At 60.0% G+C, this 13097-nt stretch carries 19 protein-coding genes; 9 read left to right on the top strand and 10 right to left on the bottom strand.

Translation table 11 applies throughout. The features are described 5' to 3' along the window. Window positions 1-8 precede the first annotated feature (8 nt). Window positions 9-563, top strand: coding sequence for an RNA polymerase sigma factor (locus FHT76_RS18955; protein WP_016554882.1), 555 nt, complete (start codon window positions 9-11; stop codon window positions 561-563). A gap of 84 nt (window positions 564-647) precedes the next feature. Here the strand turns inward: FHT76_RS18955 and FHT76_RS18960 are convergent, their stop codons facing one another. From FHT76_RS18960 to hemP, 7 genes are all read right to left on the bottom strand, one after another. Continuing rightward, window positions 648-1049 (bottom strand): hypothetical protein, encoded by a 402-nt coding sequence (locus FHT76_RS18960; RefSeq protein WP_016554881.1) that lies wholly within the window; start codon window positions 1047-1049, stop codon window positions 648-650. Window positions 1050-1058: 9 nt separating this feature from the next. After that, window positions 1059-1418, bottom strand: coding sequence for a YqjD family protein (locus FHT76_RS18965; RefSeq protein WP_183755634.1), 360 nt, complete (start codon window positions 1416-1418; stop codon window positions 1059-1061). Between the two features lie 144 nt (window positions 1419-1562). Continuing rightward, window positions 1563-2354, bottom strand: a complete 792-nt coding sequence (locus tag FHT76_RS18970) for a heme ABC transporter ATP-binding protein (protein ID WP_183861472.1) — start codon at window positions 2352-2354, stop codon at window positions 1563-1565. Between the two features lie 10 nt (window positions 2355-2364). Further along, window positions 2365-3477, bottom strand: a complete 1113-nt coding sequence (locus FHT76_RS18975; protein WP_183861997.1) for an iron ABC transporter permease — start codon at window positions 3475-3477, stop codon at window positions 2365-2367. Window positions 3478-3479: 2 nt separating this feature from the next. Then, window positions 3480-4376: a hemin ABC transporter substrate-binding protein gene (locus tag FHT76_RS18980; protein WP_183861470.1), complete on the bottom strand. Its 897-nt coding sequence runs from the start codon at window positions 4374-4376 to the stop codon at window positions 3480-3482. A 7-nt stretch (window positions 4377-4383) separates the two neighbouring features. Beyond that, window positions 4384-5436 (bottom strand): hemin-degrading factor, encoded by a 1053-nt coding sequence (locus FHT76_RS18985; protein WP_183861468.1) that lies wholly within the window; start codon window positions 5434-5436, stop codon window positions 4384-4386. A 9-nt stretch (window positions 5437-5445) separates the two neighbouring features. Then, complete coding sequence (gene hemP, locus FHT76_RS18990; protein ID WP_114713878.1) at window positions 5446-5628, bottom strand: hemin uptake protein HemP; 183 nt, start codon at window positions 5626-5628, stop codon at window positions 5446-5448. 186 nt (window positions 5629-5814) lie between these two features. Here hemP and FHT76_RS18995 point away from each other — a divergent pair, with 186 nt between their 5' ends. The 5 genes from FHT76_RS18995 to FHT76_RS19015 all read left to right on the top strand — a co-directional run bounded on the left by FHT76_RS18995 (window position 5815) and on the right by FHT76_RS19015 (window position 8672). After that, on the top strand, window positions 5815-6213 hold the full coding sequence (locus FHT76_RS18995) for a hypothetical protein (RefSeq protein WP_246712596.1): 399 nt from the start codon (window positions 5815-5817) through the stop codon (window positions 6211-6213). Between the two features lie 59 nt (window positions 6214-6272). Further along, complete coding sequence (locus FHT76_RS19000) at window positions 6273-7562, top strand: energy transducer TonB (RefSeq protein ID WP_183861458.1); 1290 nt, start codon at window positions 6273-6275, stop codon at window positions 7560-7562. Between the two features lie 112 nt (window positions 7563-7674). Beyond that, window positions 7675-8082, top strand: a complete 408-nt coding sequence (locus tag FHT76_RS19005; protein WP_183861456.1) for a DUF2325 domain-containing protein — start codon at window positions 7675-7677, stop codon at window positions 8080-8082. Then, window positions 8079-8348 carry a hypothetical protein gene (locus tag FHT76_RS19010; RefSeq protein ID WP_183755641.1) on the top strand — a complete coding sequence of 90 codons (270 nt, stop codon included), beginning with the start codon at window positions 8079-8081 and terminating at the stop codon, window positions 8346-8348. The genes FHT76_RS19005 and FHT76_RS19010 overlap by 4 nt, the downstream gene beginning before the upstream one ends. Window positions 8349-8357: 9 nt before the next feature. After that, window positions 8358-8672, top strand: a complete 315-nt coding sequence (locus tag FHT76_RS19015) for an antibiotic biosynthesis monooxygenase (RefSeq protein WP_183861454.1) — start codon at window positions 8358-8360, stop codon at window positions 8670-8672. A gap of 371 nt (window positions 8673-9043) precedes the next feature. Here the strand turns inward: FHT76_RS19015 and FHT76_RS19020 are convergent, their stop codons facing one another. Both FHT76_RS19020 and FHT76_RS19025 read right to left on the bottom strand, forming a co-directional pair. Further along, the gene (locus FHT76_RS19020; protein ID WP_183755643.1) at window positions 9044-9412 is read right to left on the bottom strand and encodes a DUF423 domain-containing protein; all 369 of its coding nucleotides are present in this window, start codon (window positions 9410-9412) and stop codon (window positions 9044-9046) included. Window positions 9413-9419: 7 nt separating this feature from the next. Beyond that, window positions 9420-9809, bottom strand: coding sequence for a group II truncated hemoglobin (locus FHT76_RS19025; protein ID WP_183861452.1), 390 nt, complete (start codon window positions 9807-9809; stop codon window positions 9420-9422). 138 nt (window positions 9810-9947) lie between these two features. Between FHT76_RS19025 and FHT76_RS19030 the strand changes: the two genes are divergently transcribed. From FHT76_RS19030 to FHT76_RS19040, 3 genes are all read left to right on the top strand, one after another. After that, window positions 9948-10508 carry a TetR/AcrR family transcriptional regulator gene (locus tag FHT76_RS19030; RefSeq protein WP_183861995.1) on the top strand — a complete coding sequence of 187 codons (561 nt, stop codon included), beginning with the start codon at window positions 9948-9950 and terminating at the stop codon, window positions 10506-10508. 14 nt (window positions 10509-10522) lie between these two features. Continuing rightward, window positions 10523-10864, top strand: a complete 342-nt coding sequence (locus FHT76_RS19035; protein WP_183861450.1) for an SMR family transporter — start codon at window positions 10523-10525, stop codon at window positions 10862-10864. A 163-nt stretch (window positions 10865-11027) separates the two neighbouring features. Then, entirely contained in the window at window positions 11028-11873 is an 846-nt protein-coding gene (locus FHT76_RS19040) for an aspartyl/asparaginyl beta-hydroxylase domain-containing protein (RefSeq protein ID WP_183861448.1), read from the top strand. A 58-nt stretch (window positions 11874-11931) separates the two neighbouring features. On the opposite strand, the gene FHT76_RS19045 is transcribed toward FHT76_RS19040, so the two are convergent. Continuing rightward, on the bottom strand, window positions 11932-12327 hold the full coding sequence (locus FHT76_RS19045; RefSeq protein WP_183861446.1) for a DUF1236 domain-containing protein: 396 nt from the start codon (window positions 12325-12327) through the stop codon (window positions 11932-11934). Window positions 12328-13097 lie beyond the last annotated feature (770 nt).

Below are 13097 nucleotides of genomic sequence, written 5' to 3' on the forward strand. Positions count from 1 at the left end.
GTGGCTCCATGGAAAAGCAGCAACCGAGCTTCAAACGCGAACTTCTCGCGTCTCTTCCCAGCCTCCGAGCCTTCGCTATCTCGCTGATCGGCCGCCACGATCGGGCCGATGACCTTGTTCAGGACACCATCATGAAGGCCTGGGCAAAGCAGGATCATTTCGAGATGGGCACGAACATGAAAGCCTGGCTGTTTACGATTTTGCGCAACGAGCTTTACAGTCAGATGCGCAAGAGCGGACGCGAAATCCAGGATAGCGACGGCTTGTTCACCGAGTCGATGGCAATGCACCCGTCGCAGTATGGGGCGCTTGACCTTCAGGATTTCAAGAAGGCACTCGACCAGTTGCCGCCCGATCAGCGTGAAGCGATTATCCTAGTTGGGGCCTCGGGGTTCTCCTACGAGGAAGCCGCGGAGATCTGCGGATGTGCCGTCGGGACTATCAAGAGCCGCGTCAACCGCGCTCGTCAGCGCCTCCAGGAGTTGCTTCAGATTTCCGGCGAGGCCGATTTCGGACCGGATGCGACGTCGTCGCCGCTGACCTCCAAGGCTTTCGCTTTCTGAATTCTGCACATCTCAGCGATTAAAGGCCGGCTGCCTCGGGGCGCCGGCCTTTTTCGTGAAAGTTGATTGCAGCAATGCGAGCCGTCAGTCGTCTCGCTTGGAACCCATGAGATTGGCTGCCACGATTGCTGCGAGCACTCCGGCGGTCAATAAGGGTTGCGCGCGGACGAGACCAATGCCGACTGCGGCGAGTGATTCCAGTGCCTGCTTGCGTTCCTGTGCACGACGGGCTTCCTGCGCGTTGATCACCATCATGATGACGAGGACCACGATCGCGATCAGCAGTGCTGCGGCGGCCAGGAAGAGGGCTGCGCCGATAGGCCCGTAGATCCCCGATAGCCATATCGCACCAGCAACGACCGCGAGTGTGTAGGCGGTCAACAAAAGCACGGCGGCAATCGCCACGAAAATACCGTTGCGCTTTGTACGCGCAACGGTCCGATGAACACTCGTGCCTACCAGCAGGCTGAGAATGGGGAAGAGCATCGAGCCTCCTTAACGGCGGGCAAGGAGGGCGAGGACAAGCCCAAAGGCTGCCGCGGCGCCGACGGTGGCGAGGGGATGCTTGCGCACCGTGTTGCGCATTTCATGCGCGCCGCGAAGATAGCCTTCCTGCAATTCGTGGATCAGGTCTTCGCTGCGGGCGACAAGATCGTCGTAACCTGCCGCCGCCTGATAGCGAAGGCGATCGCTCGACTTCCGCGACTGCTTTCCGGCAATCTTCGTTAGCGCTGCGATCTCCTCGCGAAGAGACTCGATCTGCTCTTCGATGGTGGATTCGATGTTGTGAAGCGTGCCGCCGTTACGCCGGCTGCGAATGGGGTGGAGGAGCGAAGAGGCCACGATTTTCTCCATCGGTAAGGCGCGCGCTCTGCTGCGGCCTGGTTTAACACAGGGCCGTCGCCGACGTTTGCATGAAGATTGTCGCCCGGCAATGACCCAAATCGTCAATTGCTTAACGCGGTCGTCCGGCAAAAAGTTCCGCTACGCTGGATTGTATCAGGCCTGGATCGCACTATGCGCAAGTACGAAAGGCGTGCCGTCCTTCGGGACCTGATTAATCCGCAGCGCACAGCCAAAGACGGATTCCATCGTCTCGTCCGTCAAGACATCGCGGACGCTGCCGCTGGCAGCCACTTGCCCCGATTTCATCAGGATGATCCGGTCGGCAAAGAGCGCGGTCAGGTTGAGGTCATGCATGACGGCGATGACGCCGCCGCCAGCCTCGCAGAACTTGCGCGCCAGCGTCATGATGGTCAGCTGGTGGCTGATGTCGAGGCTGGATACCGGCTCGTCAAGCAGAAGCCAACAGGGCTTGTCGTCGACGACAGGCTCGGCGATCTGGCAGAGGACGCGGGCGAGTTGAACACGCTGCTGCTCCCCACCCGAAAGCTCCTGATAGAAACGGCCTTCGAAGCCGTCGAGATCGACGGAGGCCAGCGCATTCGCAGCAGTCTGCTCGGCCTTCTCGGGTTTTCGGTTGACGCCGGTGGTCAAGCCCATCCGCACCACTTCGCGCACGGTGAATGGAAAGGAGATCGAGCTTGCCTGCGGCAGCACGCCCCGCATTGTCGCCAGCTGCCACGGCTGTAACCGGTTGACTTCCTGCCCATTGAAAGCAATGGAGCCGGAGTAGGGAAGTTCACCCGAGACCGCCTTCATCGTCGTCGTCTTGCCCGAACCGTTCGGGCCGGCAATCGCGGTCAACTGTCCCGCCTCCGCCGTAAAACCGACCTGACTGACAATGGTCTTGCCGGAAAGGCGCACGGAAACGCCGGATACTTCAATCATTGCTCAATACTCAAAGGGCAAGGCGTGCGCGATGCCGCAACAGAATCCAAAGGAAGAACGGGCCACCGACAGCCGCGGTAATGATGCCGATCGGCAGTTCGGCCGGCGCGACGATGGTCCTTGCAAGCACATCTGCGAAAATCAGCAGTGAGCCGCCGAGAAGCGCCGAGGCCGGCAACAGGAAGCGGTGATCGGGGCCGATCGACATGCGCAATACATGCGGAACGACGATGCCGACGAAACCGATACCGCCGCTGACCGCGACGGAAGCTCCAGTTGCTGCGGCGACGCAGACGATGGCGATGTTTTTCAACCGTTGAACGGGGACACCCATGTGAAACGCTGTGGCTTCGCCAAGCGTTATCGCATTCAGGCCACGCGCCATGAACGGTATCGCGGCGAAGGAGAGAAGGATGATGGGGCCGGCGGCGGCAATCTTTGCCCATGTCGCTCCAGCAAGTGAGCCCATGCCCCAGAAGGTGAGGTCGCGCAGTTGCTGATCGTTGGCCATGTAGATCAGCAGGCCGGTGAGCGCACCGGCAAGCGAGCCGAGCGCGATGCCGGCAAGCAGCATCGTGGCGACCGAGGTCTGGCCGTTCCCGGTTGCGATCCGGTATAGCAACCACGTGCTGGCAAGGCCGCCGCCGAAGGCTGCGATCGGCAAAGCGTAGATGCCGAGCAGCGTGTAGAGCGGTGCTGCAAAGGTGTTGGCGAGCACAATGATAACGACTGCTCCGAGACTTGCCCCGGAGGAGACGCCGACCAGCCCGGGGTCCGCAAGCGGATTGCGGAACAGGCCCTGCATGATGGCGCCAGAGACGGCCAGCGAGCCACCGACGAGGAAGCCAAGGATGGCGCGGGGCATGCGGATATCAAAGATGATGATCCTGTCACGCGCGTTCAGGGCTTCGTCGGAGCCGGCGATGTTGGCAATGACATCGACAAACGAGGCGTTTGAGGCGCCTGTCGTTACTGAAAACAACAGAGACAGGACGGAGCCAGCCGCAAGCAGAAGGATCGCCAACAGGGCAAGGCGACTGCGATCGCCCGCCCTGTGGAGTTCCCGGAGACCTGCCAGCGAAAACATGGCGCGCTTCTGTCCCATGGCGTCCAAGAGAGCCATCATCAGCTCCCGTAGATCGCCGCGTTCAATTCGCGGACGGCGCTCGCGGTGCGGGGGCCGAAACCGAGGAGATGCAGACCATCCATACGAATGATCGCCTTTTTCTGCGCGGCAGGCGTCAGGGCCAATGCTGGCTGCTTGAGAAGGTCTTCATTGGTGGTGCCGGATCCGTCGCCGCGGTTCATCATCAGAATGACATCAGGTTTGGCTTCGACGATCGCTTCATCGGTGAGGGGCTTATAGCCGGGAAAGTTGCCCACGGCGTTGACCGAACCCGACAACTTGATGATGCCATCAGCAGCCGTGCCGGTGCCGGAGGCCATGATCTTGCCGCCCTGCATGCTCAGAATGAAGAGGATGCGCTTGCGCTCGCTTTCGGGCCGCTTGGCGGCGTCGGCGATTGCCGCGTCCAGATCCGCGCCGACCTTGTCCTCCAGCGCCTTTGCCTTGTCGGGCTGAGCGAGGAGATCGCCGACCCGGTCGATCTTGGCGAGGATGCCTTCGCGGGTATAGGCATTGGGTACAGTCTCGAAGGGGACGCTCGCGCCCTTGAGTACGTTGAGCGCTTCCGGAGGACCGGATCCCTCGATGGCGATGATCGCCGTCGGGTTCATCGCAAGGATGCCTTCCGGCGACAGCGCGCGCATATAGCCGACATCGGGCAGCTTCGTTGCCGCTTCGGGATACATGCTGGTCGTGTCGCGCGCGATCAGGCGGTTCTGCTCACCAAGCGCGTAGATGATCTCGGTGACGTCACCGCCGACGGAGACGAGGCGGCTCGTATCCAGTTTGTCGGCGGCCATCACATCGGGCGCGGCAGCGAACGACGAGATGATCGCCGCCACCGAAAATGCCATTGCCCGAAGCCGCTTGCTTTGCGGTTCCTTACGCATCGTCATCTCCCGCTCAAGCCGCGACGCTGGTTCCTGCGCGCGGCAGGTTTTCCATGATGGTGCGCCAATCGTCGCGCTCGTCGGTGCCTTCCTTACGCTTGCCGAAGAACTGGATGATCATTTCGCCCTCGGCATTGTAGGCCTCGAGCGAGGTCACATGGCCGTCCTTCGTCGGCTTGCGCACGGCCCAGGTCTCGGTGATGTGATCCTGCCTGAGGTGCAAGTGGAAGGTGGGGTCGAAGATGTTGATCCACGGACCCATCGGCTGCACGTTGAAGATCGGGCCGGAATGGATCTGGACGATGCCGTTGTTGGCGACAAAGCACATGACCGGTAGGCCAGCCTTGACCGAGGCGTGCATCATCTCCGCCGTCGCGGTGTTGTCGAGCTGCCATGCATAATCGTCGCCGACGGTGCGAACGGCGACCTGGCGGCCGATCTTCAGCTTGCGCAGCATGCCGAAGAATTCGTGCGTGTCGGTGAGCTTGCTCCAGTGCTCCCGCAGTTCATCGCGCGAGACTTCGCCGCTCTCGTCCATCGACGTGGGCGCCGGATCAGCTACAAATTCCTGCGACTGGTCGTCGAGCTTCAGATCGCGGACGATGGCGTGATAGGCCTCGACGTCAGAGCTCGGGCGAAGATGGATCTTGTGAACGGCGTTGCCGGCCTTGTCGAAGTACTGCAGGCTCAGGCGTTCCTGGTCGCCGTCCTTCTTGGAGACTGCGAAAGCATGCGCCCAGCGGTTCGGGAAAATGCGGAGGTCGATGTTTTCCCCAAGCACGATCGAAGCGTGCGGTCCGGCGGTGATGTTTTCGTAAACGCCGATCTTTTCGTGAACAGCGCTTTCGTTGCGGGAAAGGGCCATGACTTCGCCGAGTTCAGCGACCCGCTCCAGAAGTTTCAAGGCGCTGCCGTCGATACGGGTCGCGCTGACGCCGACCTCGGCTGCAACTAACGCGGCTTCCGGAATCTGAAGCTGAGCGGCGATGTCACGCTCGCGCATCTTCGGATTCTCTGCACGGAATGCGCGAATGTCGGCGGGAGCCGGTTTCGTGGTTTCAGTCATGTCCTAGCCCTACTTATTGAGAATGAGTTTGCCCTGACGGGTGATTTTCATGCGGTAGACCACGCCATCGTGGCGGATCATGATTTCGGTCGCTCCGCGAAAAATGTCCGCACTTTCCAGAACGCGCATTTCTGCCGTTGGTTCGCGCTGCAGCGACGCATGACTAAAGGTGTCTGGCTTCTCAACCATCATTTCCGGTCGGTTATTTCTGCTTGATCCGCGGCGCGCAACGCCGGGAAAATCCATTATTATCTTGACTCTCATAGTCATCATTTTTTAATGACGCAATAGCGGACTTTATAAGTCAAGTTTTAGGTTCTACTGATGGAAGGAATGGCAGTGAGCAAGGTTGCAGCGCTTTTGACGAGCGGTCTGATCATGGTTGCGGGTGCTTCTCATGCTCTTGCTCAGGATGCCGCCGCAGCATCGCCGTCCAAGGGGATCGAGGTCGAGTTGAATGGCCTTGCGCCCTCGCAGAAGGGCTGCATGATGACCTTCGTCGCGCTCAACAATCTCGCTGCGCCGATCAGCAAAATCTCCTTCGAGCTTGCTTTCTTCAACGACAAGAATGCGGTGGACCGGGTCACCGTACTGGATTTCCGTGATCTTCCACAGGGCAAGAAGCGAGTGCGTCAGTTCGATATGCCGAACGTCAAGTGCGAGAGCGTCACGCGTCTGCTAATCAACGACGCGCCGATCTGCGATGGGCCGGCCTCGGGTGAATGCATGAAGGGGCTCGTCACGCGTTCACAGGTTTCCGTTCCCTTCGAGGGTTGAGTGGCTCGCCGGCATGACAGCCGGCGATTTTCTGTTTCAACTGGCCGAGGCAGGCGCAAATGGCAGTTTCAGCAAAATCCGAATCGAGAGTCATTCTCGTCGAGGAGCCGGTCGCCGATAGCGGAATGAACGACAACAATCCCGGAATGCATCCCGGGCATGAATTGTCTGATCTTCGCAATGCACCGCGCCAGCCAGCTGCGGAAGTCTCCATTCATTATGCCCGCTTGGCATTGATCGAATCCTTCCCGCAAGACCCGCAGAGCGCCAGCAGCAGCGTCGCAGCGGCGCCGGCGCTGGACGCAAGTGCCGAAAGGGAAAGGAACGAAAAACCACGTCAGCGCAATGTGGTGATGGCTTGCCTCAGTTCCTTTGCGTGCCATGTGGCCATCATCGCGATCCTGGTGGTCGGATTTGTGGTCACACCGCACGATCCGGTCGAAGAAGCCGGCGAGGTGGTGAGCGTCATTATTCTTGGCGATTCCGAGGCGGACCAGGCGGCGGCGGGCGAGAAGGCTGAGGAGCCGCAACCCGAGCAGATCGTGGCCGAGACCGTACAGACGCAGACGGTCCGGCCGATGGCGGCGACGCCGGCGGAGTCAGCGACAACGGAGCCGGTGACCATTGCGCCGACGCAAGAGGTTACTCGTGTCTCGCCGGAGAGCGTCGTTGCCGCTGAGCCTGAAGTGTTGACCTCGCTGTCGCCATCCGAGACAACCGTTGTGCAGCCGATGGCGACCGAAGTAGCGGCCGCGGTTCCTGCGGAAACGCCTTCGGTTACTGAAGGAGCGCCGGAACAAGTCAAGCCAGTTCAACCGGTCGAAACGGCAACTGTCACTCCCGAGCCGGATAAGCCAACGCCGGAGCCCAAGCCGAAAGCGGAAAAGCCCGTCAAAAAGCCCATCGAGAAGAAGGAGCCGCCGAAGAAGGCTAAACCATCCGCTGGATCGGGCGGTGAAAACAAGCAGGACTCCAAGAGAGGGGCCGCCGACGGGACCGAGACGGCAACGTCGAACCAGAATTCGCGCGGCGCTGGCAGCAGTGGCGGTGCCGGGAGCGCGGCCGTTGCCAATTATCCCGGCAAAGTGCAGTCGCGGATCAAGCGCTCGGTCAGGGTGCCGTCGGAATACAAGCGCATGAGCGCATCGATGAGTGTCCGCGTTCGCCTGACAATCGGCGTCAGCGGCGATCTGAGCGGTCTTTCGATCGCGCGTAGCTCAGGGATTCCTGAGCTGGATCAGGCTGTTGTCGAGGGTATCCGGCGCGCTGCGCCATTTCCTCCGCTCCCTGCAGAGTGGGGCAAACCGGTCTGGTCGTTCACTCAGGACGTCCAGGTGACAGGCCGTTGACAAAATATGACTATCATAATCAACTTTATACTTTACTCTAAAAATCAAGTTTAATAAGGTCCCCCGGCACACGCAGGAATCGTGTGACGATCAACGAGCGAACGGGTGGGCAATGGCTCGAAAGACGAAGAAGGGTTCCAACCGCGAGATCCGCGTCAGCGCTGATATCCAGACGGTTCAGGAAACGTCCGGGCGGTCCAAACTTGATGGACGCAGCTTCCTGTATGTCGGCGGACGGGACTGCCAGGTGGCGCATCTTCGTCAGATCGCAAGCAGCTTTGGAGCAGAACTGATCCACCACGATGGCGGTCTGCGCGAAGCGGTCTCGCGCATCGACACCGTGCTTCCGTCCGTCGACTGCGTCTTTTGCCCGATCGACTGTATCAGCCACGATGCCTGCCTGCGCGTGAAGACCGGCTGCAAGAAGTTCGGCAAGGCCTTCATTCCGCTTCGGAACGGCAGCAAGTCCAGCCTGGAACGTGCGCTGCAGACCATGAACGAACGAGACAATTCCCGATGAATGAAGAACGCCCTGACGGGGTCATGATGATCGGCCTGCACAAGCTCGCCGCTCAAAGAGGCGACGGCCTTGTGCCGGAGCTCTACGATCTGCTCTTGCGGAACGCCGAGCGACGCCGAGAGTATCCCAACGTGTCCGAATTTCCGCTGTGGGAGGCAAGAATGCCCGGGCAGGAGCCGGAGAAGCCACTTGGTCTGGAGGCCGCGAACGGCAATAATGTCGTGGCCTTCGCGCCTGTGCGGACCGGCACAAAAGGGAAGGGATAGGGATTCTCCATGTATATTGCGATGAACCGATTCAAGGTTGCGATCGGATCTGAGGCGGATTTCGAGGAAGTTTGGCGCAACCGCGATTCCAGCCTTTCCGAGGTTCCCGGCTTTGTCGAATTTCGCCTGCTGCGCGGAAGGACGAATGCCGAGGAAGACTACACCCTGTTTTCCTCGCATACACTCTGGCGGAGCGAAGAAGACTTCGTGAACTGGACGAAGTCTGAGAACTTCCGCGCTGCGCATCGCAGCGCCGGCGAGCGCAAGGCGATGTACAAGGGACCGCCGGTTTTCGAAGGCTTCAATGTGGTGGCTGGCATCTAACCGCCGAACTGGATCCGGATCGCGCGGAGGTTTTGCCCGTTGCCGTCGCTTGGTCTCGATGAAACGCTGGCCTTCTATCGCGAGGTGCTTGGCTTTGACCGGATCATTTACCAGTCTCCGGATTATCTCATGTCTCGCCGGAACGAGATGGAGCTGCATTTTCGGGCTCGTCGGCGAGCGAGCGCCGTGCGAGGCGACGGCCGTCTATTGGTGCGGCGGTAGGAAAGCCGCGTTCCATGCCGAGCTCAAGAAAGAAGAGCGGCGCGCCTGACGGGCACTGGAGCGACTCCCGTGGGGCATGGAAGACTTCTATGTCCACGACCCGCACGGCAGCCTGATGCGGCTTGGGCGCATACTGGTCAGCTGATCGATCAGCTTCGGCGGAAAAGGGCGCCCGCCGCGATCGCTAGCCAGCCGAACATCATGGCAAATCCGCCTGTCGGCGCGGCCATTGGGAACAATCCGGAACCTGCATAGCGCAACGCGACGAGATCGCCCGCAAAGAGAAGTGTACCCGCGCCTATCAGTATGCCGGCGAGCCACGCGGTGCGGAGTCTTTCAGCCCCGATGGCAAGCGCGAGCAGGGCAGGGGCGTGCGCCAGGCACATCGTCGAAGCCGACGCAACCAGATGCGCTTCGCCGCCACCGTGCGCCGCGGCAGCCGCCAGTGCCACGCCGGCAAAGCCGAACAGACCGGCGAATAGGTAGAATAGCGGTGCGATGCGCGTGTTCAGCGTCATGGTTGTTCTATTCCTTGTTCTGCATGTGATAGGCAAGTCGCTCGATCGGCGGCAGGACGATTTCGCGCAGCTTCGGGTTGGCGACGGTTTCCTCAAGCGCGCGGCGGAAGCAGAGAAGCCATTCATCGCGCTCCACAGGGCCGATCTCCGCAACAAAGTGCCGGCTTCGGAGGCGCGGATGCCCACGCTTTTCGGTGTAGAGTGGCGGTCCGCCGAGATACCCCGTCAGGTATTCGTAGAACTTCTCCTCGCTGCCTGCCAGCGCCGGCGGGTGGACCGCGCGAACGTGCTTTGCTTCCGGCAACGCATCCATCAGCTCGTAGAAGCGGTGCGTCAGCGCACGGATGACGGCGTCGCCGCCGATTGCCTCGTAAAGCGTGATGACTTTTTCCGTCACGGTTCCGCTCCTCAAAATCCTTTAATGCCCTGGCAACAAGGGAACTGCAACCGCCAGAAATAGTCCATAGTCCGCGGCAATTCGTCGTCGCACTACAGGCTACTTGACAAAACCGTCTGGACGGTATCTTTTATGATCATGTCACTCGCTCATCACCGACGTAAGCAACCTCTCGTCGTACGCCAGCAGTTGCTGGACGTAGCCGCGCGACTGACGATGGAGCAGGGCATGGCCGCCCTGACGCTGGATGCCGTTTCCGGTGCTTCGGGTGTGAGCAAAGGTGGGTTGCTCCATCACTTCCCGACGAAGAACGCCTTGCTTGACGCGCTTTTCGAGAGCCTCCTCGATCGTTTTGATGTCGATATCAATGAGCGCATGCGCGAGGACCCGGCGCCGCATGGCCGTTTCAGCCGGGCCTATCTGCATGCCGTCGCCGATCTGAGGGGGCGCCCCGACGAGGCTGCCCACTGGGCGCAAGTGACCGTCGCGCTGCTTGCCGAGCCGCGACTTCGGCAGCGCTGGCGCGAGTGGATACAAGAGCGGACCGAAGAATACGTGGGTACGGATTCGTCCGTCGACGCGCAGATCATTCGGTTCGCGGCCGACGGCCTCTGGCTTGCCGACATGCTCGGTAGTTATGACGACGGCGGCGATCGCCAGGCGCTGATTGCCCGCCTTGTCGAATTGACCAACAAGTAAAATAGGATCGCGCCATGGCTCCCGCTGCAGTCTACGCCCTGCTATTTGCTGCGATTGTGCTCGAGGTTATCGGCACAACGGCACTGCAGTTGTCGCAGCAGTTTACCCGGGCCACGCCGACGATTGTCCTGGTTGTCTGCTACGCGGCGGCATTCTATTGCCTGTCGATGACGTTGAGGATCATTCCCGTCGGTATCGCCTACGCGATCTGGAGCGCGCTCGGCATCGTGCTGATATCCGCGGTCGGCCTCATCTATTTCAAGCAACGGCTCGATCTGCCGGCCATCATTGGCCTGGGGTTGATCATTGCCGGCGTGCTGGTGGTCAACCTTTTCTCGAAATCGATATCCCATTGATTTTATCCGTATCCGGACTTATCTGGCTAACGATCTTGATCCGCTACGGCGCGGCAAATGTCGTCGCGACATTTTGACCACCGCTGCGCGGGCTTGTGAAAAATGGAGCCATCTCCATATCTTTTTGAACTTTTCACGGCTTATCCTACGCATTGGACAACCCATGGCCGACGGCACCGCTCACGCAGGTCTTTCCGAAACTCAAGCTTCTCCCGCGAAGGGCCAATCCTTCAGCACCGTCGGCATCGAGCCGATGGGCCGGCCGAGCGCTATCACCCGCTTCTTCATGGGTATCGTCGCCTGGGCGGAAAAGCTTAACTTCAAATATGCAAAGCTCGGTAATCCGCCGGTCTATGACAACGCGACCTTCCCTTGGGCCGCCGAGGTTGAAAAGGCCTGGCCGCAGATCCGCGCCGAGCTTGACCGCGTGCTCCTACGACAGAGTGAGCTGCCGACATTCCAGGACATCTCGACGGACGTGAAGTCGATCTCCAGCGATAACGGCTGGAAGACATTTTTCCTGGCCGGGTTCGGCTTGAAGTCGGAGCAGAACATCAAGGCCTGTCCGCAAACCTGGCAGTCGGTGCAGAAGATACCGGGACTGAAAACCGCCATGTTCTCGATCTTCGAGCCCGGCAAACATCTACCGGCTCACCGCGGCCCTTACAATGGTGTACTTCGCTTGCATCTCGGCATGATCGTGCCGGAACCTGCAGACAAGCTCGCTATCCGGGTCAAGGACCAGATCTGCCACTGGCAGGAAGGTAAGGTTCTGATCTTCGACGACGCCTACGAACACGAAGCCTGGAACCACACGGACAAGACTCGCGTGGTGCTGTTTGTCGATTTCGTGAAGCCGTTGAAATTCCCGGCACGCCTCGTCAACTGGGCGCTGATGAACGTCGCCGTGTTCACGCCCTTCATTCGAGAAGGGCTGGATAACCACAAGGAATGGGAAAAGAAGTTCTACGCGGAAGCGGAAGCCTTCAGGAACAGGCCGCAGAACTAGCGATCATTTCCGGAACTGAGAAAGAGGCCCCGCACACGCGGGGCCAGTTGATTCAGGATCAGTCGAGAACCTGAACAACGCGGTGCGTCTGAGGTTCAACGATCATGTGGCGGTCATTGATAACGGTGTAGGCGTACTTCGGGTTGTCTGGAACGGGTGTGACAATAACGTCCGCCGGAATGGGCTTGCCCACGACGATTGGCTGCTGGATCACGACGGGTGCGGTCGGCGCGGGTTGTGACTGAACGTAGGTGACGACTTCGTGCGGTGGCGGATCGATCACGGCGCCGGCAACGGCGCCCGCCACACCACCGACTGCAGCCCCAACGGGACCGCCGACAATTGCACCGGTAACCGCGCCACCGGCTGCGCCGGTTACGGCGCCATCAGCCAGAGCGGTCGTGGCCAGGGATGACAGCGCGATCGCGCTGCTGACAAGTAGAGCCTTGTACATTTGCTTCTCCTTAGCTCGAGTTTGCGGAACACAGAACGAGCATGGAGGGCCGTTGTTCCCGAAAACACGGCACTTGCAAGAGAGACGCTTGAAGCCAAGGCGTCAGATAAAGTGACGGGAGATGCCTTGAACCTGAGCCGATGAAAAGGGGTCTCGAGGTCGTTCGGGGGACTGCTCAGTTGTTATTGGCCGCCATCACTTTGCGTTTCGCTTTGGTGGCCAGGTACATGACATAATCTTCCGCAGCGTTTGCGAGATGGAGCAATTTCCTCTTCCCGCCATCCCGCCGCTACCGCGCGACGGACAACATCGGTGATTGCCGCTTTGCAGACGGCTTCGCATTCTCGCGAGCGTCCCGTGTCTTCGGCGCTGTATTGCGGAGAATTGATGTTCGACATGGCTGCAAAGTGCCACAATCCGCCGCGTTATCAACGGGATGCTAATGGAGTGGTTGGCCGGTAAGGCTAAGCCGGTGGGATTGGCTGAGATGCGGCCGCCGCGGTTGCATCAAAAAGACAACGGCGGCCGCGCATGCACGAATATGGTACTTCCAGCAGTGCTAATATGTGCCGTTTTTGTTAAGGAGCGTTGAATCGAAATTGGCGTTCGGCGAGTTCGTCCGGGGCGCAAATGACTTGATCTGAGCGCGCCTGCGCAGCATTCGAGCAAGCGTCGCGCCGCTGCCGTCATTATCGGCTTTGGCTACCGATAGCGGCCATAAAAAAGCCCCGCGATTGCGGGGCTTTCTGTCTCGTGTGGCTCAGCTCGCC

The organism is Rhizobium sp. BK176 (assembly GCF_024808055.1).